The sequence below is a fragment of the Flavobacterium panacagri genome, from assembly GCF_030378165.1.
GTDB classification, from domain to species: domain Bacteria; phylum Bacteroidota; class Bacteroidia; order Flavobacteriales; family Flavobacteriaceae; genus Flavobacterium; species Flavobacterium panacagri.
This window is the reverse complement of the sequence record NZ_CP119766.1, coordinates 2,491,343-2,514,869: the sequence shown is the minus strand read 5'-3', so window position 1 is coordinate 2,514,869 and position 23,527 is coordinate 2,491,343. Positions and strand designations below refer to the sequence as shown.

Annotated in this window: 28 protein-coding genes, 2 tRNA genes and 2 rRNA genes; 2 read left to right on the top strand and 30 right to left on the bottom strand. The window is 37.2% G+C overall.

The window, feature by feature from the left end; all coding sequences use genetic code 11:
* Positions 1 to 68: 68 nt before the first annotated feature.
* The 23 genes from P2W65_RS11245 to P2W65_RS11135 form a co-directional block, all read right to left on the bottom strand.
* Positions 69 to 2,950: ribosomal RNA gene (locus P2W65_RS11245) — 23S ribosomal RNA — on the bottom strand.
* Between the two features lie 134 nt (positions 2,951 to 3,084).
* Positions 3,085 to 3,158: transfer RNA gene (locus tag P2W65_RS11240), tRNA-Ala, on the bottom strand.
* A gap of 101 nt (positions 3,159 to 3,259) precedes the next feature.
* Positions 3,260 to 3,333: transfer RNA gene (locus P2W65_RS11235), tRNA-Ile, on the bottom strand.
* A gap of 126 nt (positions 3,334 to 3,459) precedes the next feature.
* Positions 3,460 to 4,973: ribosomal RNA gene (locus P2W65_RS11230) — 16S ribosomal RNA — on the bottom strand.
* The 16S and 23S rRNA genes sit together here with 2 tRNA genes alongside, the layout of an rRNA operon.
* 636 nt (positions 4,974 to 5,609) lie before the next feature.
* On the bottom strand, positions 5,610 to 5,951 hold the full coding sequence (locus tag P2W65_RS11225; protein ID WP_289665595.1) for a hypothetical protein: 342 nt from the start codon (positions 5,949 to 5,951) through the stop codon (positions 5,610 to 5,612).
* Between the two features lie 39 nt (positions 5,952 to 5,990).
* Positions 5,991 to 7,691, bottom strand: coding sequence for a hypothetical protein (locus P2W65_RS11220; RefSeq protein WP_289665593.1), 1,701 nt, complete (start codon positions 7,689 to 7,691; stop codon positions 5,991 to 5,993).
* A 120-nt stretch (positions 7,692 to 7,811) separates the two neighbouring features.
* Positions 7,812 to 9,341 (bottom strand): hypothetical protein, encoded by a 1,530-nt coding sequence (locus tag P2W65_RS11215; RefSeq protein ID WP_289665591.1) that lies wholly within the window; start codon positions 9,339 to 9,341, stop codon positions 7,812 to 7,814.
* 10 nt (positions 9,342 to 9,351) lie between these two features.
* Positions 9,352 to 9,759 carry a hypothetical protein gene (locus P2W65_RS11210; protein WP_289665589.1) on the bottom strand — a complete coding sequence of 136 codons (408 nt, stop codon included), beginning with the start codon at positions 9,757 to 9,759 and terminating at the stop codon, positions 9,352 to 9,354.
* 8 nt (positions 9,760 to 9,767) lie between these two features.
* Entirely contained in the window at positions 9,768 to 10,577 is an 810-nt protein-coding gene (locus P2W65_RS11205; RefSeq protein WP_289665587.1) for a hypothetical protein, read from the bottom strand.
* Positions 10,570 to 10,983, bottom strand: a complete 414-nt coding sequence (locus P2W65_RS11200; protein ID WP_289665585.1) for a hypothetical protein — start codon at positions 10,981 to 10,983, stop codon at positions 10,570 to 10,572. Before P2W65_RS11200 ends, P2W65_RS11205 begins: the two co-directional genes overlap by 8 nt.
* Before the next feature lie 61 nt (positions 10,984 to 11,044).
* Positions 11,045 to 11,896 (bottom strand): nucleotidyltransferase, encoded by an 852-nt coding sequence (locus P2W65_RS11195; RefSeq protein ID WP_289665583.1) that lies wholly within the window; start codon positions 11,894 to 11,896, stop codon positions 11,045 to 11,047.
* A gap of 3 nt (positions 11,897 to 11,899) precedes the next feature.
* On the bottom strand, positions 11,900 to 12,190 hold the full coding sequence (locus tag P2W65_RS11190; protein WP_289665581.1) for a hypothetical protein: 291 nt from the start codon (positions 12,188 to 12,190) through the stop codon (positions 11,900 to 11,902).
* A complete protein-coding gene (locus tag P2W65_RS11185; protein WP_289665579.1) occupies positions 12,168 to 12,554 on the bottom strand; it encodes a hypothetical protein in 387 nt (128 codons plus the stop codon). The genes P2W65_RS11190 and P2W65_RS11185 overlap by 23 nt, the downstream gene beginning before the upstream one ends.
* Before the next feature lie 2 nt (positions 12,555 to 12,556).
* Positions 12,557 to 12,772, bottom strand: coding sequence for a hypothetical protein (locus tag P2W65_RS11180; RefSeq protein WP_289665577.1), 216 nt, complete (start codon positions 12,770 to 12,772; stop codon positions 12,557 to 12,559).
* A gap of 2 nt (positions 12,773 to 12,774) precedes the next feature.
* Positions 12,775 to 13,263, bottom strand: a complete 489-nt coding sequence (locus tag P2W65_RS11175; protein WP_289665575.1) for a hypothetical protein — start codon at positions 13,261 to 13,263, stop codon at positions 12,775 to 12,777.
* A complete protein-coding gene (locus P2W65_RS11170; protein ID WP_289665573.1) occupies positions 13,263 to 14,285 on the bottom strand; it encodes a late control protein in 1,023 nt (340 codons plus the stop codon). Before P2W65_RS11170 ends, P2W65_RS11175 begins: the two co-directional genes overlap by 1 nt.
* Position 14,286: 1 nt before the next feature.
* Positions 14,287 to 14,919 (bottom strand): DUF6046 domain-containing protein, encoded by a 633-nt coding sequence (locus P2W65_RS11165; protein WP_289665572.1) that lies wholly within the window; start codon positions 14,917 to 14,919, stop codon positions 14,287 to 14,289.
* The gene (locus tag P2W65_RS11160; RefSeq protein ID WP_289665570.1) at positions 14,919 to 16,379 is read right to left on the bottom strand and encodes a phage tail tape measure protein; all 1,461 of its coding nucleotides are present in this window, start codon (positions 16,377 to 16,379) and stop codon (positions 14,919 to 14,921) included. Before P2W65_RS11160 ends, P2W65_RS11165 begins: the two co-directional genes overlap by 1 nt.
* Positions 16,380 to 16,578: 199 nt before the next feature.
* The gene (locus P2W65_RS11155; RefSeq protein ID WP_289665569.1) at positions 16,579 to 17,130 is read right to left on the bottom strand and encodes a hypothetical protein; all 552 of its coding nucleotides are present in this window, start codon (positions 17,128 to 17,130) and stop codon (positions 16,579 to 16,581) included.
* A gap of 60 nt (positions 17,131 to 17,190) precedes the next feature.
* Positions 17,191 to 17,607 carry a hypothetical protein gene (locus P2W65_RS11150; RefSeq protein ID WP_289665567.1) on the bottom strand — a complete coding sequence of 139 codons (417 nt, stop codon included), beginning with the start codon at positions 17,605 to 17,607 and terminating at the stop codon, positions 17,191 to 17,193.
* A gap of 4 nt (positions 17,608 to 17,611) precedes the next feature.
* On the bottom strand, positions 17,612 to 18,787 hold the full coding sequence (locus P2W65_RS11145) for a DUF2586 family protein (protein ID WP_289665566.1): 1,176 nt from the start codon (positions 18,785 to 18,787) through the stop codon (positions 17,612 to 17,614).
* Positions 18,784 to 19,275, bottom strand: a complete 492-nt coding sequence (locus P2W65_RS11140) for a hypothetical protein (RefSeq protein WP_289665565.1) — start codon at positions 19,273 to 19,275, stop codon at positions 18,784 to 18,786. Before P2W65_RS11140 ends, P2W65_RS11145 begins: the two co-directional genes overlap by 4 nt.
* On the bottom strand, positions 19,268 to 19,678 hold the full coding sequence (locus tag P2W65_RS11135; protein WP_434783359.1) for an N-acetylmuramoyl-L-alanine amidase: 411 nt from the start codon (positions 19,676 to 19,678) through the stop codon (positions 19,268 to 19,270). Before P2W65_RS11135 ends, P2W65_RS11140 begins: the two co-directional genes overlap by 8 nt.
* Before the next feature lie 231 nt (positions 19,679 to 19,909).
* Here P2W65_RS11135 and P2W65_RS11130 point away from each other — a divergent pair, with 231 nt between their 5' ends.
* Both P2W65_RS11130 and P2W65_RS11125 read left to right on the top strand, forming a co-directional pair.
* Positions 19,910 to 20,197, top strand: coding sequence for an oxidase (locus tag P2W65_RS11130; protein ID WP_289665564.1), 288 nt, complete (start codon positions 19,910 to 19,912; stop codon positions 20,195 to 20,197).
* A gap of 109 nt (positions 20,198 to 20,306) precedes the next feature.
* Positions 20,307 to 20,774, top strand: a complete 468-nt coding sequence (locus tag P2W65_RS11125) for a hypothetical protein (protein ID WP_289665562.1) — start codon at positions 20,307 to 20,309, stop codon at positions 20,772 to 20,774.
* A 79-nt stretch (positions 20,775 to 20,853) separates the two neighbouring features.
* Here the strand turns inward: P2W65_RS11125 and P2W65_RS11120 are convergent, their stop codons facing one another.
* The 7 genes from P2W65_RS11120 to P2W65_RS11090 all read right to left on the bottom strand — a co-directional run bounded on the left by P2W65_RS11120 (position 20,854) and on the right by P2W65_RS11090 (position 23,510).
* The gene (locus tag P2W65_RS11120; RefSeq protein ID WP_353511553.1) at positions 20,854 to 21,018 is read right to left on the bottom strand and encodes a hypothetical protein; all 165 of its coding nucleotides are present in this window, start codon (positions 21,016 to 21,018) and stop codon (positions 20,854 to 20,856) included.
* A 163-nt stretch (positions 21,019 to 21,181) separates the two neighbouring features.
* Positions 21,182 to 21,640, bottom strand: coding sequence for an LvrA C-terminal domain-related protein (locus tag P2W65_RS11115; protein ID WP_289665558.1), 459 nt, complete (start codon positions 21,638 to 21,640; stop codon positions 21,182 to 21,184).
* A 1-nt stretch (position 21,641) separates the two neighbouring features.
* Positions 21,642 to 21,917, bottom strand: a complete 276-nt coding sequence (locus tag P2W65_RS11110; protein WP_289665557.1) for a hypothetical protein — start codon at positions 21,915 to 21,917, stop codon at positions 21,642 to 21,644.
* Positions 21,918 to 22,005: 88 nt separating this feature from the next.
* Entirely contained in the window at positions 22,006 to 22,206 is a 201-nt protein-coding gene (locus tag P2W65_RS11105) for a hypothetical protein (protein ID WP_289665556.1), read from the bottom strand.
* 6 nt (positions 22,207 to 22,212) lie between these two features.
* Entirely contained in the window at positions 22,213 to 22,413 is a 201-nt protein-coding gene (locus tag P2W65_RS11100; RefSeq protein ID WP_289665555.1) for a hypothetical protein, read from the bottom strand.
* Between the two features lie 110 nt (positions 22,414 to 22,523).
* Positions 22,524 to 23,210 (bottom strand): DUF3164 family protein, encoded by a 687-nt coding sequence (locus P2W65_RS11095; RefSeq protein ID WP_289665554.1) that lies wholly within the window; start codon positions 23,208 to 23,210, stop codon positions 22,524 to 22,526.
* A gap of 21 nt (positions 23,211 to 23,231) precedes the next feature.
* Entirely contained in the window at positions 23,232 to 23,510 is a 279-nt protein-coding gene (locus tag P2W65_RS11090) for a hypothetical protein (RefSeq protein ID WP_289665553.1), read from the bottom strand.
* Between the last annotated feature and the right edge of the window lie 17 nt (positions 23,511 to 23,527).

Sequence of the window (23,527 nt, the reverse complement as noted above, 5' to 3'; positions counted from 1 at the left end):
AGATAAAGAAACATAAGTTTTTTAAGAAAGTTCCTTCTCTCCCGTCTGGGACGGGAGAGAAAAATTATGTACATAAGCTTACGGATTATTAGTACTACTCGACTATGACATTACTGCCTTTACATCTATAGCCTATCAACGTGGTCATCTTCCACGATCCTTAAAAGAAATCTCATCTTGTGGTGGGTTTCGCGCTTATATGCTTTCAGCGCTTATCCCTTCCAAACGTAGCTACTCTGCGGTGCCCCTGGCGGGACAACAGATACACCAGCGGTTTGTCCAATTCGGTCCTCTCGTACTAGAATCAGATCCACTCAAATTTCTAACGCCCGCAGTAGATAGAGACCGAACTGTCTCACGACGTTCTGAACCCAGCTCGCGTGCCACTTTAATGGGCGAACAGCCCAACCCTTGGGACCTTCTCCAGCCCCAGGATGTGACGAGCCGACATCGAGGTGCCAAACCCCCCCGTCGATATGAGCTCTTGGGGGAGATCAGCCTGTTATCCCCGGCGTACCTTTTATCCTTTGAGCGATGGCCCTTCCATGCGGAACCACCGGATCACTATGCTCTACTTTCGTACCTGATCGACCTGTATGTCTCTCAGTCAAGCTCCCTTATGCCATTGCACTCTACGCACGGTTACCAAGCGTACTGAGGGAACCTTTAGAAGCCTCCGTTACTCTTTTGGAGGCGACCACCCCAGTCAAACTACCCACCAAGCAATGTCCCCCGATACTCGGGGTTAGGCCTCAGATAAACAAAGGGTTGTATTTCAACAATGACTCCAGAGCGCCTGGCGACGCCCCTTCAAAGTCTCCAACCTATCCTACACATCATTTATCCAAGGTCAATACTAAGCTATAGTAAAGGTGCACAGGGTCTTTTCGTCCCACTGCGGGTAAACGGCATCTTCACCGTTACTACAATTTCACCGAGCTCATGGCTGAGACAGTGTCCAGATCGTTACACCATTCGTGCAGGTCGGAACTTACCCGACAAGGAATTTCGCTACCTTAGGACCGTTATAGTTACGGCCGCCGTTTACTGGGGCTTCAATTCAATGCTTCTCCGAAGATAACATCTCCTCTTAACCTTCCAGCACCGGGCAGGTGTCAGGCCCTATACTTCATCTTACGATTTTGCAGAGCCCTGTGTTTTTGATAAACAGTCGCCTGGACCTCTTCACTGCGGCCACGCCTGAGCGTGGCGACCTTTCTCCCGAAGTTACAGGTCTATTTTGCCTAATTCCTTAGCCATGAATCTCTCGAGCACCTTAGGATTCTCTCCTCAACTACCTGTGTCGGTTTACGGTACTGGTACTAATTACCTGAAGTTTAGAGGTTTTTCTTGGAAGCCCTTAGGCGCACTATCTCTTTGTCCGAAGACTCCGAGTACTATCGTATTTCACCAAAACCTGCGGATTTGCCTACAGGTCTTATAGCTAGGTACTTCAACGAACTATTCCGTCAGTCCGCGGCGCTTTCATCACTCCGTCACCCCATCACAGTAATTAGTAGTACGGGAATATTAACCCGTCGGCCATCGACTGTCCCTTTCGGGTTCGCCTTAGGTCCAGACTAACCCACAGCTGATTAGCATAGCTGTGGAAACCTTAGTTTTTCGGTGTGCGGGTTTCTCGCCCGCATTATCGTTACTTATGCCTACATTTTCTTTTCTGACCGGTCCAGCATACCTTACGGCACACCTTCTGCCCTGTCAGAATGCTCCCCTACCACTTGCAGTAAACTGCAAATCCATAGCTTCGGTAATATGTTTATGCCCGATTATTATCCATGCTCGTCCGCTCGACTAGTGAGCTGTTACGCACTCTTTAAATGAATGGCTGCTTCCAAGCCAACATCCTAGCTGTCTGGGCAGACAAACCTCGTTCTTTCAACTTAACATATATTTGGGGACCTTAGCTGATGGTCTGGGTTCTTTCCCTCTCGGACTTGGACCTTAGCACCCAAGCCCTCACTGCTGGCAAACATTATACAGCATTCGGAGTTTGTCAGGAATTGGTAGGCGGTGAAGCCCCCGCATCCAATCAGTAGCTCTACCTCTGTATAACTATGTCCAGCGCTGCACCTAAATGCATTTCGGGGAGTACGAGCTATTTCCGAGTTTGATTGGCCTTTCACCCCTACCCACAGGTCATCCGAAGACTTTTCAACGTCAACCGGTTCGGTCCTCCACTGTGTGTTACCACAGCTTCAACCTGCCCATGGGTAGATCACACGGTTTCGCGTCTAACACTGCCGACTAAAGCGCCCTATTCAGACTCGCTTTCGCTGCGGATCCATACCTGAAGTACTTATCCTTGCCGGCAACGTTAACTCGTAGGCTCATTATGCAAAAGGCACGCCGTCACCCCACTTAAGGGCTCCGACCGCTTGTAAGCGCATGGTTTCAGGATCTATTTCACTCCGTTATTCACGGTTCTTTTCACCTTTCCCTCACGGTACTGGTTCACTATCGGTCTCTCAGGAGTATTTAGCCTTAGCGGATGGTCCCGCCGAATTCAGACAGGGTTTCACGTGCCCCGCCCTACTCAGGATACTGCTGTCCATTACACTTGTTGCCCATACGGGGCTGTCACCCTCTACGGCGTTCCTTTCCAGAAACTTCCGGTTCCTTGTGCATGAAGTAGCGCAGTCCTACAACCCCACCCATGCCGTAACATGGATGGTTTGGGCTAATCCGCGTTCGCTCGCCACTACTTACGGAATCACTTTTGTTTTCTTCTCCTCCGCCTACTTAGATGTTTCAGTTCAGCGGGTTTGCCCACCTATCGGTGTGCTATATCTTCAATATAGCGGGTTGCCCCATTCGGATATCTGCGGATCAGTCTGTGTGTGCCAGTCCCCGCAGCTTTTCGCAGCTTATCACGTCCTTCATCGCCTCTGAGAGCCTAGGCATCCCCCATGCGCCCTTATTTTGCTTATTGTACCAATCCTGTTAATTAAAACAGGACCGTTTTTTTTGTTTTTATTATTGCTAATAAAAACGCTTTCTACTTTCTTATTATTTTCTTATCTCAATATGTCAATGAACTTTTATTTACTTCTCTGAGTAAATTCGTGGAGAATAACGGAGTCGAACCGTTGGCCTCCTGCGTGCAAGGCAGGCGCTCTAGCCAGCTGAGCTAATCCCCCGTTTTTTCAGTATGCAGTTAACAGTTTTCAGTTAACAGTTCAAAACGGTTCACTAAAAGTGCAACTCAACCTCTAAAATTTCCTTTTCCTAAGCCAAATAGTAGTCCCGGGCAGACTCGAACTGCCGACCCCTACATTATCAGTGTAGTACTCTAACCAGCTGAGCTACGAGACTCTGTTTTACTTAAGTTTTATCATTTTTTTAAATTAACAGCAAGAGTAATACAATCTTAAATCCAAAACCTTATTTAAGGCATCTTATTTCCCTGACGTGCATCAATGCTAACGGTCAGGGCTCTAGAAAGGAGGTGTTCCAGCCGCACCTTCCGGTACGGCTACCTTGTTACGACTTAGCCCTAGTTACCAGTTTTACCCTAGGCAGCTCCTTGCGGTCACCGACTTCAGGCACCCCCAGCTTCCATGGCTTGACGGGCGGTGTGTACAAGGCCCGGGAACGTATTCACCGGATCATGGCTGATATCCGATTACTAGCGATTCCAGCTTCACGGAGTCGAGTTGCAGACTCCGATCCGAACTGTGACCGGCTTTATAGATTCGCTCCTGGTCGCCCAGTGGCTGCTCTCTGTACCGGCCATTGTAGCACGTGTGTAGCCCAAGGCGTAAGGGCCGTGATGATTTGACGTCATCCCCACCTTCCTCACAGTTTGCACTGGCAGTCTTGTTAGAGTTCCCGACTTGACTCGCTGGCAACTAACAACAGGGGTTGCGCTCGTTATAGGACTTAACCTGACACCTCACGGCACGAGCTGACGACAACCATGCAGCACCTTGTAGACTGTCTTGCGAAAGTTCTGTTTCCAAAACGGTCAGTCTGCATTTAAGCCTTGGTAAGGTTCCTCGCGTATCATCGAATTAAACCACATGCTCCACCGCTTGTGCGGGCCCCCGTCAATTCCTTTGAGTTTCAAACTTGCGTTCGTACTCCCCAGGTGGGATACTTATCACTTTCGCTTAGCCACTGAAGTTGCCCCCAACAGCTAGTATCCATCGTTTACGGCGTGGACTACCAGGGTATCTAATCCTGTTCGCTACCCACGCTTTCGTCCATCAGCGTCAATCCATCAGTAGTAACCTGCCTTCGCAATTGGTATTCCATGTAATCTCTAAGCATTTCACCGCTACACTACATATTCTAGTTACTTCCTGATAATTCAAGTCCTGCAGTATCAATGGCCGTTCCATCGTTGAGCGATGGGCTTTCACCACTGACTTACAGGACCGCCTACGGACCCTTTAAACCCAATGATTCCGGATAACGCTTGGATCCTCCGTATTACCGCGGCTGCTGGCACGGAGTTAGCCGATCCTTATTCTTACGATACCGTCAAGCCTCTACACGTAGAGGTGTTTCTTCTCGTACAAAAGCAGTTTACAATCCATAGGACCGTCATCCTGCACGCGGCATGGCTGGTTCAGGCTTGCGCCCATTGACCAATATTCCTCACTGCTGCCTCCCGTAGGAGTCTGGTCCGTGTCTCAGTACCAGTGTGGGGGATCTCCCTCTCAGGACCCCTACCCATCGTTGCCTTGGTAAGCCGTTACCTTACCAACTAGCTAATGGGACGCATGCTCATCTTTCACCGTTGTGACTTTAATAGTGTGTTGATGCCAACTCACTATACTATGAGGTATTAATCCAAATTTCTCTGGGCTATCCCTCTGTGAAAGGCAGATTGCATACGCGTTACGCACCCGTGCGCCGGTCTCTGCACCCGAAGATGCATACCCCTCGACTTGCATGTGTTAAGCCTGCCGCTAGCGTTCATCCTGAGCCAGGATCAAACTCTTCATCGTATATTTTTATATTATTTATGCGATGCCTTATCTATCGGTTCTTTCCGAATCTTACGATTCTATTACTCTTATTCTTTTCTGTTCTGAAATCTCTTTCAGAACGGCTGTCAATTCAATATGTCTACGAACGTGTATTTCTTTCTATCTCCGCCTGTATCTCAAAGCGGGTGCAAAAGTAGTCAGTTTATCAGGATCTACAAGGTTTTTTATGATTATTTTTTCATTTTTTTTTCATTTTTTCCTTAAATTACTGACAACAAATAACTTAATAATTAAAAAATAAAAATTAAATTAAAGATTTCACCTACAATTATAAACTTTAAACAAAAAAAGACATTGCAATGCTTGTTAATTTTATTAAGTTCATAAACATATGCCGTTAATTATATCCAATTATTAAAACTGGAAGATTATATTTCATACTAAAACACTATGCTGAATATTATGAAGTAATTCTGAATTTCATTTTGACACACTTTGGAATAATATAGTGGGGAAAGATATAATCAAAAAAACAAAACTTCCTTTTTCGTAAATCAAAATTTCCTTAAAAAAAACTGTTTTTTATAAATAAAAAACACCTTAAACTATCGCAATTAATTCTGATAGTTTAAGATGTAAGAGTACTAGATTTTTTTATTCCCTAGCTTTATCTTGTATTTTGTACATGAAGGCTATAACTTTTGGTAAAGTCCATCCAATTCCAAGCGCATAAAACATTGTCAGTTCTGCACCAAAATATTCTACAGAAAAGCGGAGTGCTAAAAAAATTGCCATAATTGAAAAAACAAGCTCTACTAAATTATCCTGAGTAAAAAAGGATATAGAGAAATAATATGGTGTATTACTGGACGATTTATCGCGTTTGGCAATTTTACTTTTATAATAAAAAGCCAAGCCAATTAAAGCAAAAAATAATCCTGCTAAGTAAGTAGGAATATCGGTTGTACCTAATATGAGATTTAAAAATTTATTCATAAATATTGTGTTTTTCAGCTTATTCTTTTCAAGTCATATTTATACGAAAGAAACAGATGTTTTAATCCAGCCTGCAGCTGTTTTTTCATAGATTACTTTATCCGATGGAATGTTTAATGCCATAACTCTAAATCCTGCTGTTGCAGCTGGATACGTTTCATTTAGAGTAGCGGATGTTAACGGAGTGGTCGTTGAGCTATTAACGGTTCTTGAACCTACATAAGCCTCTATATCTTTAGTACTGGCTAAAGTTAGCACTCCATTTACTTCGATGGTTCCAGGTAATTGAAGTATTGTATTAGTGCTTAAATTATCTGATTTAATTATAGCGTTTCCACCGATTGGATTAGTCTTTAAATACAGTCCATTACTTGTTAGTGAAAATCCCTGATATCCAAATCCTGCAGAATATAAATCTCTGATTGAGTAAATTCCATTTTCATCAAAAACATATCCACCGTTATCAAATTCAGCTCTAATTGAGTTTCTTTTGAAAATCATGTCATGATATGGCCCTCCATCATAAAACTGGCTTCTAAGCTGAAAGTGAATATTCTGTCCTGTTGTTGTGCTTACTTTTCCCGTATTCAATACATCTTGAAGATTAGACGCTGCAGAAGAGCCTCCTATAACCAAATCTCCGCTTCCTAAGATGCTTTTCCCGTTGATTGTTTTAAAAGAATTTTCGTAGGCAACTGTACCTCCCAGTGGATTGAATCTAATTTGAGTAGTTTGATTTATTGGACTATCTAACATGAATGATACATTATGCTCTCCTTCAGAAAAACCAAAGGAAAAAGGGGTTGCTCTAAAACCATTATTCCCTTGCCGAGCATAGAAATTCCACTCAGATCCGTTCATCCCTATAGAATTATACTCAGAGTAATCAGGACCATAGGCAACTTCATTGTATATGGCAATATCAAATTTATCGAAATATATGTCATTTTGCTGGTATCCTACAAATTCTTGGTCTTCGTCATTTTCAGTACGATCAGCTTCACCTCCTTCATTTCCAAAAGGCACTTTTTCTGAAATCCAAACACTCTTTTTATCAATTACGATTTTACTTTCAGGAGGAGAAGAAGATCTACCACCAGTAAAGCCATACCCTAAAACAGATATATTTTGACTGTCAATTGAGGTTTTAGAATCACTTTCTGTACTTAAAAATTCAACTGTTTTGTCTGTTATAATAGCTCCTGCATCTGCCGCTTTATCCAATGTGACATCTTGTGTTGTTGCTAAAACATAATCGCCGGCAACCGTTGGAGCTGGTACGTATACAGATGCAAGAACAGTTGGTTCTTGCATTTTTAACTCTGTTTTTAAAGTTCCGTCAGTATTAGATTGAACTGCTTTTATCTTACCGTTTTCAGTAATATAACTTGCTGTAGAAGCGGAAGCTGATGATGAAATTACCGCTCCCATATTTTCATCATCCGTTTTGCCTACTGAAAAAGATGCTTTTTTTGATACATCTGAAGGATCTTCCAATGAAGCAACAGCTAATCCATCTGCATTATCAGCGCTTTTACTCACCACTTCCTGAAAATTCTGAGATCCTCCAACAAGTTCATTTCTTGCAATAAATTTTACTTCATTTTCTGTACTATGAACCAAGACATTATCAGTCGATTCGCCTTGTTCTACTCTGTTTAGTTTTAAAGCTTTATTAATATTGTAACCGGCTGCTGATGACTGAATTTCATCCGATTGTATTTTTACGGTCTCTTTCATTTGTTAAGATTGATTAAATTAATATTGCTACTAATTTGCTTTTAAGTGAGTTTTTATAGTAATTGCTGGTTTACTAAATACAATAAACCAACAAATACCATTTAAAACACAGAATTATAATTATTTAAAGACTTTTACTTTAAATATTCCAGAAGCTGGATCCTGCGATGCTGAAGCTTGTAAATTACTAAATCGTACAGTTACTGAATTTGCAGCATTAACAAATGCTGTATATTGAGCATTAGATTGCACAGAGCCAGCGGGAACACCTACAGAAACTACATCTCCTATAACTGCACCTGATACTGTAACTGTCAAATCTGAAGTTGATCCTGGATTTGTATTTGGAAAATCTAAAGTTGCAGAAGCATTTAAAGTAATAGCGATAACGCCACTAGCATCTGGAAACTCATATAAATTTGTTGTAGCACTATTTGGTGTTTTAATCATCACAGGAGAGCTTGATCCTCCGCTTCCTGCAATTGAAAAATATCCATTATACGCTCCAATTGTTGGGGTAATATATGCTCCATTAACTAATCCTCCAGAAGGAAATTCCAAATACTTATTAATCCCGCTTATCACAACTTTTTCAGCAAATGTTTTTGCTCCGTAGATAGTCTGTGGACTATTAAGATTAACATTTTGAATATTAGTTCCGGCTACAAGAGAAGATACATAAGCCGTCGTTGCTATTTGGGTACTATTATTATTTATTAACGGAGTAGGAGCAGTTGGAATACCTGCAAATGCAGGACTTGTCAAAGATGCATAGGAATTAGAATCTACGCTGCCGTCTGCTTTTAAAAACTGAGACGATGTCCCTTCAGCTTTTACAAACGAGTCTGCAGTAACTATTCCCGAGAATTTAGAAGATCCTGTGACTTGAAGTTTATTTGTTCGATCATCTACAGCGTTTCCTATAACTGTATTTCCTCTTACAACTCCTGGCTGGCTAACACCAAGAAAAATAGTTCCATCATAAGCTAGATTACTGTTAAAACTATTATTCCCCCAGCCAGCAATTAAATGAACATTGCCGCCTTTTGCTCCCAATTTATCATTATTCCCCCCTTTTAGTTCAGCCATTCCTGCTGTTCCTCCTCTAGAACTTCCTGCCTGTAAACTTAAATCTCCGCCTTTGCCAGGAAACAAAGTTCCTGTACCTGTAGCTACTCCACCGTCTCCAGACAGAAGGATTATATCACCCCCATTTCCAGAAACTCCTGTGCCTGCTACGCCTGATACAGATCCGCCCCATCCTGTTTTGATAGAAATATTGGCTGCATTTCCTGCTATTACAGTTCCTGCAGTATTTGTATTATTACCTCCTTTTCCACCTACAATAGTCAAAGGAGATAGTGCGTTTAGTGCGGTAGCGTTTGGTAAAATGTCAGAAGTGACTAAATTTAAAGTACCATTTTTTGTTTCATTTCCTGTAGTATGAAGTAATGTATTATTATCTGCACCTCCAAACTCACTTCTCGGAATAAATTTTACCACTTTATCAACCCCTCTAACCAAAACGCTATCAGATTTAGCTCCTTCGTTAACGGTATTTAATTGTAATGGTTTCTCTATAGAGTATGTTTTTTGAGCAGTAATATTGAACGTTACTGCCAACAATAAAAATAAGAATATTTGTTTCATATTTTAAAAATTAAATTGTTGTGTAAACATCGAAGCTTCCCAATTCTGTAATATCTCCTCCAACATAATTTCCAGTTATCCAGCTCGTTCCAACATAGCCAATAACCATGTCATTTACTTCCAGTATAAAAGCATTTGAAGGATCTGAGTTTTCTGGATTTTTGAAAACAATAAATTTCTCTTTTGGAATAAATTTGGCGTTTACCAGAATAGTTGGATGCGCGTTTAGATCTGATGTATGTGCATCAAATTGAGCTTTTTCAACTTTTGCGTTTAAAGTTGCCGATAAATTGGCAATATTACTTTGTGGTATTTGTTCATCTTTATGCCAAAACGATTGCCATGATGCCCAAAATTGTGCTTGTGTGGGTTTTAAACCTGTTTTAAACCAGCTTAAAATAGTATTTATATCTGTCATGTTATCAATTATTTAATCCAAATTGCTAAATAGTTTACTTTTACAGCTTCACGCACTTCTGAACCTCCACAGATAACAGTCACTTTACTTGAGTCTGTTCTATGTTTACACCAAAGACTGTCATTAGAATCAACATCTCCATTATATTTAATTTCAGCCATTGAAGCCAAAAAGCCTTTTAAGTGCTGCATAGTGTAACCAAATGGAGGATACACATATACATAATTTCTTGTATAATCATTAAATCCATTACCTCCTGCGTTACTAGTTACAGTTTGTTCCGAAGCATAGTCAATTTTAATAATCGGAGCTCCTGAAGCAGTTAACAGACCTTCCAGAACTTTTACACGGTTATCCAAAAGCGTAAGAACACTTTTATCGACTTTATTTGCCTGTAGATTATCTGTTGTAACCTTATCTGCTTTTTGATCTAATACCGGAGCAATTTCTTTTGTTTCGATAGGTCTTCTGAAAGAGCTCCATGGCCACGAAACTTCGGCAGTACCAAAAGTAGCATAGCGAATAGTATGCACTTGTTTTTGATTACCATTTTCAAACGATTTCATTACTGGAGTTTCAATAATGATAACTGTTGATGTTGGCGTAACCGCTGCTTGTCTGAATTCTAATAATTCACCATTAATAAATACAAAGCCATTTTGTACAATAGAACCGATAAGATTACAGCCGGAAATAATAGTATAATTCCCTGCAAGACTTCCAAAAGAGTTAAAGATTTCATGAGCTGTCTGAAGCTCTTGTAATCGTTCAGTTGTTAATGGATAACCACCTGTTTGATTAAAATTTGATTTATTCATTTATTATAATATTATAGCGTTTACCGCCTGCTTTGTAAAAATTAATTAGTGAAAGTAACTTGAAGTAAGATGCATCATAAACACCTACGGGAACCCAGACAATAAAATCTAATCCTGAATCTGCTGTTTCGGAATCTGCTCTTAGCCATATTGGGTTATTCTCTGTCTCTGTATATAAAGAGACCTCTTTTTCTTCTCCTGCCGTATAGATATAAGTGGTTTCATATAAGTTGCCAGACTCTACACGTATTCTTTTCTCAATAGGATCAAATTCGTCATTTAATATTTTTCGCAAATAGCAGATCTGCCCGGAATGTTCAAGTTTAATGATGTTGTCTATTCTCCAATTTTTCCAGAAGTAATAAAGAGAATCTATGGGCAGAAGCAAAGTCTGGACAAATTCCATCAAATTCTTTTTTCGCAGAAAAGTGGGCAAGAGTAGAGAGCCTAACCGATTATAATCTATACTATACCACATATTCAATATTTTCAAATGTTTCTATTTCAAAATAACCGCTCACTGGTACTGTCGAAATAAGAATAGGCTGTGGCTGGTCATAATCGTTAAGATCAGGATTAATCCATGCACTGCTGGCACTTTTAATTGTTGCATCCAAAACACCAGGAACTTTTTGTAATTTATCAACAATGGCAGATAATCTTAAATCACCATCAAAAGGCAATTCTTTCATGTGTTCTAAAAGAGCTTCTTCTACAGGATAATTTGCATTTTTAATACTCATCCCTTTATTGTTTAGTACTAAAGCATCACGTTTGATCTGTATTTCTAATCGCAGCTTATCTGGTTTGTAATTGATAACTGTAACCTCAACTCCTGCCCATTTGATTTCCTTCATATAAGCCTCAAAACTTGCTTTTTGATCTTGGGTAATTGGAGATAGTTTTTGGTCGGTTTCTCCGGCTATTTTAATAATTACCCTGCTTGCTTCAGCAGATTCAGCTACTGCGGCGTATTTAATGATTTTAGAGTCTTCGATTTCTTGAGCCTCAGCATCTCCATTTTCAAAATAATCACGATCTGTTACTAAATCAAATCCTTCTTGAAATCTCAAAGCCATAGTACGATACCAGGGCAAAGTTCCCGATTTTTGATTGGCTAGTTTTTCATCGATTTCTTTTGTATGCTGGTCAAAAAAGACTTCCAAAGTCCATATTGCCGTAGCAACAATAAAAGTCAATAATCTAGCGATAGACGCTTTACTTGTTGATGTAATTAAAGTGAGTTCTCCTGAAAGATTTTGGCTTTTGCTTATAGCATCAACCATTTCCTTTTGTATTTCTGATATACTTCTTGCCATTTTTTATCTTACTATAAATGTTTTTTCTATTATCATTTCTCCAATTCCTTCTTTATCTAAAGAAGCCGGCGCTGTATAATTAAATGCCGGAATGTGTTTTTTATTGACATAAAAATTCACAATATCCGAGTCTTTAATAATATCGGCAGGTATTTCTAAAATGCTTTTAGACTGCATTTCTTCAGTTACACTAAAATTGTTTGCAACAGCCATTGCAACAATACTTTCGATGGTACCGCAATGATGCAGGGTAAAATCTATTAACGATTGGTTATGTAATACTGTTTCTTGCATGGTTACGTAATATTCTGTTTTCTTTTTTTAATTCGTTAATCTCCTGCTGCTGTAGTTTGATTTTTCGATCTTTCAGTTTGAGTTCTTCTTCCAGAAGCAAAACTTTTCTGTTCATCATTTCTTCAAACTCTTTGTAACGTGATTCGTAGCGGTTTTTCAGATCATCTAAAATTTCTTTATAATGTCCTGAAAGTTTAACATCGTTTTCGATCGCAGTAGTTTCAGCAAATTGTTTAGCCTGAAACACCTCCATTTTTAGCTTTTCTACTTCTTGTTTGTACTTGCTTTTAGCAAATAAGAAGCTAAAATAGCCTGTTCCTCCAGCTGTTAGTAATCCGCTTAATGCAATTATGAGTTCATTCATTATTAACTAATCGTGTGAATTATTGTTCCGGTTACAGTTCCGTTTGGAGCTATAAGTCCGGCTTGATATTCGATTTTGGCATTTTTAATTTCCTCCACAATCGCATTGGCCAGTTTTGAAGATATTCTGTCTAAACTGGCATTATGATCTTTCTCTTCGCTTTGTTCAGCTTCAAATGCTGCACGAATCTTGTTTTTTAATCTATCTGGGTTTAGCATCTTTAATCTTTTAAAAACTGATTGAAACGATCTTCAAGAGCTGTAAAATCAGCAATGTTTATTAAATTTATTGTGGGGCCGTTGTTGGTCGTGAATTTTAAGTTTTTGATCGCTTTTATAAGATCAGCCATGAGCTTTTTTAGATTCTCATTTTCCTTTTTCAGCAAAAAACCTTCTTTATCGATTTGAAACTCCACTTTATCAATTGCAAGACTTAAACTTTCTATTTCTGAATAAGCTTCAACATATAATCTATGCAGGTCTTCATTTATTGGACTAACAATTACAGAACTCTTTTCTTTGGGAAACAAGTAAAATTTTTGGTTGCTTTCGTTTATTATCGAAGCCAATTGTACATCAAAGTATTCGAGTTTTCCGTCTGAGATCTTACAAGTTCCTTTGCCTTTATCTACAGAAATAACATCTGCAATGAAGGTGTCCACTTCTCTTTTTTTTAGCCTTCTAAAAGCATCCTGCAAATCTTTTTCCATCACAATTTATTTCTTATACTTATTTTTCTTCTCGCTCCATTCAACCCAAAAGTGGTCACTACTTTGTTGATAAAATAGCTTTCATTCCGATCTTTACCTTCCTCTTTACCTTCCTCTTTATCTTTATCTATTAAATTAGCTTTCATTCCTCTGGTAGCATATGGAATTAAAAAACTAGTTATATCTCCATTATACCCGTTATATTTCAGCTTATTGAGTTCTTTTAATGCGAGTTCTTTTAGTTTAGCTTCTTCTGAAACTGTTGAAGTTGTAAAAGTTCTTTGTTCTCCATCCTTATCTCCTACCTCAACAACTGTTCGTTTATTAGTCTTGGGATTTATATAAGTGTACTTCACCAAAATTTTTCGGTCTTCTATGGTTTTGTATTCCAAATTCTTTTCGACCAGATTGAGGTTTAGATCATAAGTCGCTGCCTGACCAATATTTGTCAATTCTTCTAGACCGCAATGCAGTTTACCATCATCAGTAATGAAAGAAGCAAAACCAAAATTTTGTTTCAATTTTTCGAGTGCCTGTGCTCCATTTCCATCAATAATCCATTTGTCCAGCTTAAACGAAGTCAGCTCACTATGATTATTGAGTTCAATATCGGTACTGCTTACTATTTCTTTTAAGATCTCCTGGAGTGAAACTTCTTTTTCCCAGCTTTTGCTTATATTCTTTCTTCGAAGCTTCCACATGGCATCTTCACAATGAATTTCTAAAGGAATCTTTGGGCTTATTTTTTTTATATATCCAACAAACTCTACATTTGAGCTTTTCCCTTCATACCCCAGAGTGATAGTTACTTTATCTTCAACTTTTAATGCTTCTTCTGTAAATTTTTCCGAACCGTTCTGCTTTATTTTGAATTTGGCAGGTAATTTTATAACTGCTGTATCGCTCAATTCATCTACAGATTTTGTTATTTCGATATCATGTACTGCATTAAAAGTATAACTCAATTCCTCTGAGCCTTTACCACTTCGCGAAAACACAATCTTACTTTCAAGTACATACATTTTAAGAGGTTTTTAATAGTTCGCTTTTCCCTTTGTTTTTCTCATCTAAATCTGCATAAAAATCTTGATCGCTTATAGCCGAAATAACGTATTTCTGCATACCGCCCTGCCCCATCATATCTTCAAACTGAATATCTTTGATTACCAATTTTCCAATGCCAAATAATGTAAAGAAAGGATTGTTTTTTATCTCCAAAGCTTCGTTTATTTCAACCATGCTTCGTAACAAACTCACTTGCTGTGAAGGATATGCACTAGGATCTTCTTCATTGAAACAAATTCCTTTTATAGAAATCGTATAATCCTCTGTATTGATATATTCTTTTACTGTTCCTCTTCTAGATTTTCCTACTGTAGCTGTTTCAACAATAGTCTTACTTAAACCAAGTGAGATTAATGGTTCATTTGGCAATTCATAATCAGTTCCTTTATGAGTCAGTGTAACTGTCAAAAAGTATTTTCCTCCTGAAAAACTCGCTGCATTAATAGCATTGAGATCTATTTTTTTGCCATTCTTTTTTATTTTCAGTTTACCGTTTTTAACACTCACATCGTATAAAAAACCCGGATATGCTGGACCAACATAGTCCAAAAATGTCCTTGCTGTAAGTTCTTTTAAATTAAATTCTGCCATTATCCTGCTGTTTGCATTTGATTTACACTATTCACGGCTCTTAAAAGCATTTCTTGAACCTTTTCGCCCATATTACTGATTCCTTTTTCAGATGATTCTACGTAAATCTTAGTATCATCCTGTAATTTTTGGATGTTAATTATAATATTGGTAGACTTTGAACCTCCTGAAACAATTGAATCTGTTGTTCCAGAATTACTGGCTTTTACTGCTTTTTGAGTTTTTGCTGTTCGGTTATTTATAATCGATAGATTTGTTTCTCCTAACAGTGTTTTCTGCTGGATTTTTGCCTGACTCTGCGGGTTTTTTTGAGCAATTTCGCTTTTACCGGCCACTTTTGAAGCAGTAGTCATTTTAACTCCTTTTTCGTAACCTACGCCATAGCTTTTTCCTGCATTAATACCATCTTCAAGGAGTTGTTTTTTTGAATTAACGCCCATTAAATCGGTAGCCGCTTTTTTACCTATTTCCCATGCTTTCTTAAAATCACCGCTAAAAAAAGCGAGTAACGCCTGCCCTATTCCTGTAATTCCAGACAACAACTCATGAAAACGATTAATGACATAATTTTTTATCATCGTACCGAAACCTTTCATGACTTCCCAAACCCCCATTATAGTGCCACGAACTGACTCGAATCTATTCCATAATGCGTAGATTATTGCAATCAATGCCGCAATTCCAATAATTACGAATGATATCGGATTCATGTTTAAAACAAAATTCCACGCCGCTGATGCAGCTTCAACTAACCAGATTACTCCTTCTAATATTCCCAATGCGGCACTAAAAGCATATGCCTGAATATTTGCCAGTAAAAAATTGACTCCTAAAGCCAGAAGAATACCTCCAACCATAATCATTGCCGATTTAGATTCTGTAATACCAATAATTAAATCGAGCAGTCCCATGCTTAAATCTCGTATTACCGTTACAACAGGTTCGACAAAAGTCCACAAGACACTAAAAGCCATTGAAATGATAGGAAGCTGTTGTGTTAAAAAAGACAGTCCTTTTTCTAGAATTGAAATAAATCCTTTAAATGAATTGGCTGTATCTCCGCCAAGTGAAACAAGAAAAGTATTCCAAGCGGCGGCAAATTCTCCCTGAGCAGCTTTTAGTTTTTCAAATTCATCACTTACTCCGCCCTTAATTCCGTTTAGCTTTTCGTAGGCGACTCTGGCATTAAAAACTTCTTTACCAAATTCAATAATTGAATCCAAAGAAAAAGCCCCTTTTATTTTATCCTTAACGGTATTGAGACCAGATTCAAGGAAATCCATTATTGAATTAGTTTCTTTAATTTCTTCACCAAGATCTCTTACCGAGTTTTCGATTTGCTGAAAAGAATTGTTCAAAACCGTTACCTGGTTTATTGTAATTCCAACGGATTGCGCTACGGCTAAAATTGGACCGCTGGCATTATCTTGCATGTTTAAAATATAGTCGTAGGCGTTCATGATTGTGCTTGAGAGGTTTCTTTTTCTTTGGTTCTGATAAAATGCAAATTCTGTATTTCCTCTGCCCAATTTTCATCACTCAGCTTATGAGGTTTAGGAATGTGCATGTAAAATTTTAAATAAGCATCAAATAATCGAATGTTAATATTTTCTGCGATAGTAAAGGAAGAGGTATCATCGGTATCGACAATAGCCTCTTTTAAAGCTTTTTTAGCGTTGCCACTTTTTTGTTTTGGAGTTTCTCTATTGCTTGATAAAGAGGAAATCTAATGGAAGCATTTTCACGATCATTGAAAACATCATTTTTCTTGATGCAGATCATTTCGAATAATTTCTCTTGTGTTACAAATGGTTTTCCTGATGGATTTTTCTTTTCGGCAATTTTAATGTCTTGACGGGTAATTACTCTAACAGTACATTGTTCTTCCCCAATTACGATAACAGAGTTACTGCCTTCTGAACTGATTTCTGCATCATCAAAATTGAAAAAGCCTGTAAGCTCTTTACGAGCTGCAAAAAAGTATTCATCATTCGTTTTAATTTCTTCGTCTCCACCAATAAACAGTTCATTTAGCATAACTTCTCCAAAAGTCATTTCTCCATCTTTTTGCATTGCGCTAAAAGCATGTTTGAAAGTGGTCATTTTTGGTTCTCGTAAATAAGCTACTTTATCTTCTACAGGAAGCTCATAAATCTGACCATATTTCTCTTTCCACTCGTTAATCTGTTCTTGTTTAATCTGTTGTTTCATTGTCTGTTTGTTTAACCAGCCAAATTATTTGAGGTGATTTGGCTGGCTGGTTGGTTTAAATTATTGCTGCGCTTTTACTCCTAAAAAAACAATTGGTAATTCAACCACCATGTTTTTGTCGCCTTGTTTCATGCTTTTCTTAGTTTCTGTAAATTCGCATCCGGATAAAACATCGATTACTGTTTTTCCTCCATCAGAAGGGACATAAGAAACAATAATATCAAAAGTTAAGTCCAGGATATCAAAGTTTGGAGCGCTTAAAACCATCGCTTCAAGTTCGCTTTGCCAAATCGTAATTTTACCTTCGTAGGATTTATTACCACGAGTTACTTTGTGCGGGTTATTACCGCGTCCTCTTAAGGTTTCTTTTTCCTGTTTAACAGTGTATTCTACTTCTGTAATTCCTTCTATAATTCTGCCTCCAATTGAAATGGAAACGTCTGACCAAGCATATTGCTTGCTGCTAAATGTGCTCATATTTTTATTCTAAATTTGTTGTGAATCCAATGTTTACAGTAATATAATCGCTATAACCTACTGGCAGTAATTGTAAAGAGATGTCAAGGTTGTTTGTAACCAATACGTTTTGATTTTCATCAATGAAAGCTTTCACGCCAGAAAGTTTTCCATTTTCGACCATTAAGCCGTTGATTTGTCTTTCGATAGCATTCTGCCATGATTTAATCGTAACCGGATGAATTTTGCCAGATTCTGTTACCGGAATTTCATCTGATAACTCGTCTACAAGCGTATCGTAAGCAATAAGAACCGCTTCATCCATTACTAAACCTCTAGACAAAGTGTTAAAATCATCTGTCGGCGATGTCAAAGTTGTATCACTTGTAAAATAATAACCAGAACGGTTAGCAAAACTGCGCAAGAAGATGTAGCCTTTATTGTGAATAGCATCCCATGATGTATCCAGACTTTCTGCAGTTGATCCGTTAGTAAAATAAGCATTAAAGTTTTCTACCGGACCGTCTTTTACACGAGAGATTTTTCTTTGAGACGGAATACTGGCAATTCTTCCTAAAGCTAAACCAACAGAAGCCTCTTTAGATCCATCTGTGTTAGCCAATAAAATAGATACTTTGTTGAAATCGGCAGTAGTGTAATCTTTTAAATCGGCAACGACTCCAGAGAATTTGTTACCCGAGATAATAGTACGAACAGGGAAATATCTGTCTGCATAATCTTCGTTTAAAGCTTGTGCTTTTGCAACGGCAAGTGCAACATCTGCATCTAATCCGTTTGTGATTGTTTCAGTTGTTCCTGATTTTTTAAGAAGTCCTAAAACTCTAATTTTTCCAGATGCATCAGCTAATAATTTTTTTGCATAAGGTTTTGTCAAATCGGCCATTTCTTCCATTGTAATGGTAGATAAAACAAGCATGAACCAAAGTTCTGCTCCTTTTTTGGCTTCGTCATAAAATGCTTTAATATGCTTGTAAGCAAAAGCATTTGCTCCTGTCTCTTCGATACCCAGATTTACTGCTTCATCAAGCGAAAAAATCTGATACGAACTGCCCACAGCAACCTTTCCGGTTCCTGCAACTGTAACTCCCGTTAATACCAATCCTGGTACTTTTTGAATGTCTGATTGTAACAACCCTAGCCCCTTGCTAGAGATGTTGAATTTTATATTTGGTAAACTCATACTATTTTAAAAAATTTAATTATATAACAAAATGCAAATCCGAGTAAAAAAGCAATTAAGAGATGTATAAAGGAATATCCCGTTTTTTGTTTGCTTTCAATAGTGTTGCTTTTACTATTGGTTGTACTCTCTTTTTTAAACTCATTCTTTATTCTGGCAATTATTGCCAAACTATCGCAGGTGGCTGTTATTGAAATCGTATCGTGTACAATTCTTAATTTAACCTTTGCCTGAGCATTTTTCTGAACATAGAAAATGGGCTGTTGTTCTGTTTTCAACTGGCTTTTTGCAACCAAGTCTGATAAAGGAATTCTAAGTTCTGTTTCTGCTCTTGGCGCATACACTGTAGTATCCTTATAGACCACTACTTTCTCAGATATTATTTGGCTCTGATTTTCGATTTTTTGATTTTCCTGCCGCGTGGTGCGGCAGGAAATCAACAAACAACTAAAAATCAACACCGATAACAAAAGTGTTTTTTTATACATGTTTATATTCTTTTTTAGCGTCAAAACTCGGGCATGCTTTTTTTACGTTTGGAAAATCGCGGTGACCTTGAATAATAGCTTTCGGAAATTTCTGTTTTAACTCCAAAAGCAATTGAAGCAAAGAAGCTTTTTGAGCAGGTGTCCGATTATCCTTTGGGGCGTTTTTTTCATCAATTCCTCCTACATAAGATATATTGATGCTTTCATGATTAAACCCTTGTACGCCATTAGAAACCTGTTCTATCGGTAATAACGAAACTACCTGCCCATCTGGCTTTATAATAAAGTGGTAGCCTGGCATTCTCCAACCCAATTGATTTTTCCAATAGTTCTGTATACTACTTATTGATGTGTTTTGCGAGGTTGCTGTGCAGTGCACGACTAGATACTTTATTTGTCTCACTTTGCTTTTTTTATTCCAGATCTGTCACTTTTTACCAGTATGCTTTTAGAGCATATTACTTGAAAAAAGCAATTTTTCCGTTTGATTTCTGAGGCAAAATTGTGGGCTTTTCTGCGGTAAAAAAAATAGCTCACCAATGCTTGTATGAAATGAATACAACCATTGTACAGATTTCATACAAGCATTGGGTATTAAATTTTATGATACATATCTAAAGACGAATTTTGTCTCATGAATGATATATTATTAGACACAAATGGAGATTTAGGTTTTCAAAATGGAGACCTTTTGATTGGTTTTTCAGAAAACCTGCATCAAGAACATATCTTGATTGCCAATAAGGGCGAATATCGTGAGTTTCCCGAACTGGGAGTAGGTATTTTGCAAATGTTAAACGACGACAATTATATGAGCGTTCTAATCGAAGCTAAAAAAAATCTGGAGTACGACGGTATGAAGATTAGCAATATTGAGCTTGATGAAGACGGGAATCTAAATGTTGACGGAGAATATTCATAGACTTTACAAGCCTATTTATTTAGTAATTAAAGCTGTAAAAAAAACAGCTTAGAATTGTTGTGCCTTGATTTTAAAAAGAAGGCAGACTAACCACTTTAAAAAAAATGAAATGACACCACGAAACGAATTATTTGTAAAAATAAAACAGGCCCTAAAAACAATTCCAGAACTGGAATTAGTCGATTTGCAACGCAGGCAATTTTCTAACCCAGTTTCTGGAGATCCTGTCTATTGGACGGCTGCATTGGTAGATATCCAAAGTATTTCCTGGCAAAATAGGACTGGAAGAAATCAAGAAGGAGACTGCATTACAGAAGTTATTTTGTATTGCAAAAATGGCTGGACAGAGCAGCTTAATGTAACTGTAGAAAATCCGGACGAATTGGCGGAGTTTAATTTAATTCAGAAAATATCTGAGAAACTCCAATACTTAAGGGGAGATTTATTTTCACCTTTATTACAGGTTAATGAAGAAACAGACAATACTGTAGATGGTTTTTTGAGTTATAAATTATCATTCAGCAATACTATCTGTAGAAAAATCAATGCTTTGTATTCGAACAAAAAAGCATCTTAATTTTTAGGCATAAAAAAACCTCCTGAATAAGGAGGTTTGTAAATTTTGAAAGTATATTTAAATGCAATTTAAACGTCGTTTAAAACATTTTTAACTGATTGTTGTTTTTTGCCGGATCTTTAAGATTATCATTGTAAATTCCTTCATAATTTACAATTGCATCAACGGTTCTAGAGGATAAAAAAGCTTTTTTCGCAACCTCTTCAATAACAGCATCAATTCTCCATTTAGGATTCTTTGCCATTAGTGAATAAAAGTGTTTGCGTACTAAATTATTTCTTTCTAAAAGTCTTTCTTTACGAGTCATAAGGCAAAGATAAAGAGACCATTTTAATTCTGCAAGGCGATTTTTTTGACTAGAACAACGTGTGTTTTTAGTTCTAGAAAAGGGAATTTTAAGCTATTAATCAAGCCTTATTCCATTCGTCATTATAGTATTGACGGTTAATAAACGTTGCAAGATGCGCTATTCCTGTTCCTTTTTGAGCTAGATATTTTTTGTATCCGGGTATGGCTAAAAAGCATTTAATTTTGTCACTTTCTTTTAGTTTGTTAAATGCTTTTTCGGCATCCCATTTAGATACTTTATTAGCGTATAAATTCCAAAGCGCATCAAAGGATAAATTGGCAGCAGATTTTTCGATTTCAAACACTTTTAAATATTTCTTCTCTTTCATCCAAACCGTCTTCATTGTAATTTCATTGGATGGAAAATGGGTGCTGAAAAGCCATTTTATCTGTTGTTCGTTTAGCTCTCCTTCTGCAATTTCAAATAATTTTAAATGACCTTGCAAATCATATTTAAATAAAAAAACGAGTCCAATTTCTTTTCCTTTGGCTCTATATGTAGTAACAGATTCATTCATTTTAAGCTAATTTTTGATTTAAAAAAGTGATCATTAATTGCAAATCATTCCTGGCTAAAAAATCATCCTGAATCAAGAGCGCAGCATAAATAATCAAAAGTTCTTCCAGATAATGAGCTTCTGCATAATCAAGACTGAGATTTGTTTTCTTGTTAGAATTAAAAGCATCATATTTACATTCGCAGGCAATTGCTATTTTCCTGACTCTAAGATTTATCCGGTCAAGAATACATCTGCTAACTTTCGATTTTCTGTTATCAGGTGGTTTTGAACTCAATGAACTAAAGATCTTGATTAGTAATAATAATTGCGTTCGAGACAATTTTAGAGCTATTTTGTTCATAAACTAAGAATCGAATTCTTTTTCACTTTAATTGTTTCAGCATAAAGAACAAACCTGCTGTTACCAAATAAATTAGAACTGAACCAAACGGAATTACTAATGGAGAACATACCAGCCACCAGCTCCAGCTTATTAAATTTGTTAATTTTAGAATTGAAAAAATAATAGTTATCAATATTAAAATAGTAAGCATTTGGTGTTTCGTTTTTCTATTTTTTGTCATGATTATTTAATTTAGGTAAGTTGATTTTATGTGTTTTTTGAATCTTGGGTTTTCTATTACGATTAGCATATAAAGATTAAAGGCAAAATATTCTTTTTCACTCAAAACCGATTTGCAAATCCAGTTATTAAGATCATCTTTATAGATTAAATGCCCGTTTATTTCATACATTTCGTGATCTGTTATTGGCAGTATTGTTATGCTCATTTTTTCTGTGTTTGTACATTGTTTTAAGTTTAAATTTCAGCCATTCTAAGTACGTTAGCGTCGATTTTAGATTGGTGACAATCAGAAGCAGTATTAGTATAAATAGCGTGTTATTCATTGATCTTATTTTTGTTAAAAAAATTAAAAGAATAAGATCCTGAAAATCCAACAGATGACATGCTCAGCGGAATGTTGGTCTTTTTTCCGTTATCATCAATTAAACTTGCTTCTATAAACCAGCTTGAACGAGTAGGTTTAAATGCTTTCGATATAATATCGACACCATCTGAAAAATCAGCATTATTAAACTCTTTAGTCAGTTTTTGAAGTTCAAGAATGCGGTTGCTTTTTAAATTTCCTTTACTATCTTTTTTCAGTAAATTGAAAACGATTTTAACCAATGCTGCAGTTTCTTCATTTGTTGAAAGTGATGCAATATAGTTTTGCACTTTTTCTATTCCCGCGGTAGCGCTGTCGTCCCAGCCGTCATTAATTCTGTATCCGATTGTTATTTCTTCTCTGTCGGTCGAAAAAGTATGTGACATTTGTTTTTCTTTTAATCCGTATACCTTGTTTTTTAAATCGAGTACATCTTCAAAAAATTTAAAGGTTTCTGTTTTAGCATTACTTAAAACTTCAGACGCCGTACACAATCTAAACAAGGCTTTTGGTATTGTTTCTGCAACAAGCTGTTTGTATACTTCGCGATCTTGATTCTGTTTTGCTTCTATTTGTGCTAAAGCGGCTTTTAATTGTGCTGGTGAAAATTGTGTAATGTCAATTGCTGTACTTTCCATATAGAATACTGTTTAGTGTTTTTATAATAACTGAGATTGATCAAAAGCAAGCCAGTTGGTGTCTTTTATTTTTTGAAGCGTGAATTGAATTTTTGCTTCAATTTCTGGCGGACATTGATAGTCTCTAACTTCATTTTCGGATATTTCATTGAGCAAAAAAGAAAATTTGCTGTACAAAGCTCCTCGTTCCTGGTTGATGCAAATGCGTTGAAATCTGCTAAAAGTGGCATGTTTTTCTGAACAATAAAAAAGGACATTGTATAAAATGTCTAAGCGATTCATAATTTCGGCTGCTGTCATATTTTTTTAATTTAAAG

Coding starts and splice junctions, on each gene's coding strand:
- P2W65_RS11225 (WP_289665595.1), bottom strand. CDS start 5,951: ATGAATAAATTTTTAAATCTCATATTAGGTACAACCGATATTCCTACT.
- P2W65_RS11220 (WP_289665593.1), bottom strand. CDS start 7,691: ATGAAAGAGACCGTAAAAATACAATCGGATGAAATTCAGTCATCAGCA.
- P2W65_RS11215 (WP_289665591.1), bottom strand. CDS start 9,341: ATGAAACAAATATTCTTATTTTTATTGTTGGCAGTAACGTTCAATATT.
- P2W65_RS11210 (WP_289665589.1), bottom strand. CDS start 9,759: ATGACAGATATAAATACTATTTTAAGCTGGTTTAAAACAGGTTTAAAA.
- P2W65_RS11205 (WP_289665587.1), bottom strand. CDS start 10,577: ATGAATAAATCAAATTTTAATCAAACAGGTGGTTATCCATTAACAACT.
- P2W65_RS11200 (WP_289665585.1), bottom strand. CDS start 10,983: ATGGAATTTGTCCAGACTTTGCTTCTGCCCATAGATTCTCTTTATTAC.
- P2W65_RS11195 (WP_289665583.1), bottom strand. CDS start 11,896: ATGGCAAGAAGTATATCAGAAATACAAAAGGAAATGGTTGATGCTATA.
- P2W65_RS11190 (WP_289665581.1), bottom strand. CDS start 12,190: ATGCAAGAAACAGTATTACATAACCAATCGTTAATAGATTTTACCCTG.
- P2W65_RS11185 (WP_289665579.1), bottom strand. CDS start 12,554: ATGAATGAACTCATAATTGCATTAAGCGGATTACTAACAGCTGGAGGA.
- P2W65_RS11180 (WP_289665577.1), bottom strand. CDS start 12,772: ATGCTAAACCCAGATAGATTAAAAAACAAGATTCGTGCAGCATTTGAA.
- P2W65_RS11175 (WP_289665575.1), bottom strand. CDS start 13,263: ATGGAAAAAGATTTGCAGGATGCTTTTAGAAGGCTAAAAAAAAGAGAA.
- P2W65_RS11170 (WP_289665573.1), bottom strand. CDS start 14,285: ATGTATGTACTTGAAAGTAAGATTGTGTTTTCGCGAAGTGGTAAAGGC.
- P2W65_RS11165 (WP_289665572.1), bottom strand. CDS start 14,919: ATGGCAGAATTTAATTTAAAAGAACTTACAGCAAGGACATTTTTGGAC.
- P2W65_RS11160 (WP_289665570.1), bottom strand. CDS start 16,379: ATGAACGCCTACGACTATATTTTAAACATGCAAGATAATGCCAGCGGT.
- P2W65_RS11155 (WP_289665569.1), bottom strand. CDS start 17,130: ATGAAACAACAGATTAAACAAGAACAGATTAACGAGTGGAAAGAGAAA.
- P2W65_RS11150 (WP_289665567.1), bottom strand. CDS start 17,607: ATGAGCACATTTAGCAGCAAGCAATATGCTTGGTCAGACGTTTCCATT.
- P2W65_RS11145 (WP_289665566.1), bottom strand. CDS start 18,787: ATGAGTTTACCAAATATAAAATTCAACATCTCTAGCAAGGGGCTAGGG.
- P2W65_RS11140 (WP_289665565.1), bottom strand. CDS start 19,275: ATGTATAAAAAAACACTTTTGTTATCGGTGTTGATTTTTAGTTGTTTG.
- P2W65_RS11130 (WP_289665564.1), top strand. CDS start 19,910: ATGAATGATATATTATTAGACACAAATGGAGATTTAGGTTTTCAAAAT.
- P2W65_RS11125 (WP_289665562.1), top strand. CDS start 20,307: ATGACACCACGAAACGAATTATTTGTAAAAATAAAACAGGCCCTAAAA.
- P2W65_RS11120 (WP_353511553.1), bottom strand. CDS start 21,018: ATGGCAAAGAATCCTAAATGGAGAATTGATGCTGTTATTGAAGAGGTT.
- P2W65_RS11115 (WP_289665558.1), bottom strand. CDS start 21,640: ATGAATGAATCTGTTACTACATATAGAGCCAAAGGAAAAGAAATTGGA.
- P2W65_RS11105 (WP_289665556.1), bottom strand. CDS start 22,206: ATGACAAAAAATAGAAAAACGAAACACCAAATGCTTACTATTTTAATA.
- P2W65_RS11100 (WP_289665555.1), bottom strand. CDS start 22,413: ATGAGCATAACAATACTGCCAATAACAGATCACGAAATGTATGAAATA.
- P2W65_RS11095 (WP_289665554.1), bottom strand. CDS start 23,210: ATGGAAAGTACAGCAATTGACATTACACAATTTTCACCAGCACAATTA.
- P2W65_RS11090 (WP_289665553.1), bottom strand. CDS start 23,510: ATGACAGCAGCCGAAATTATGAATCGCTTAGACATTTTATACAATGTC.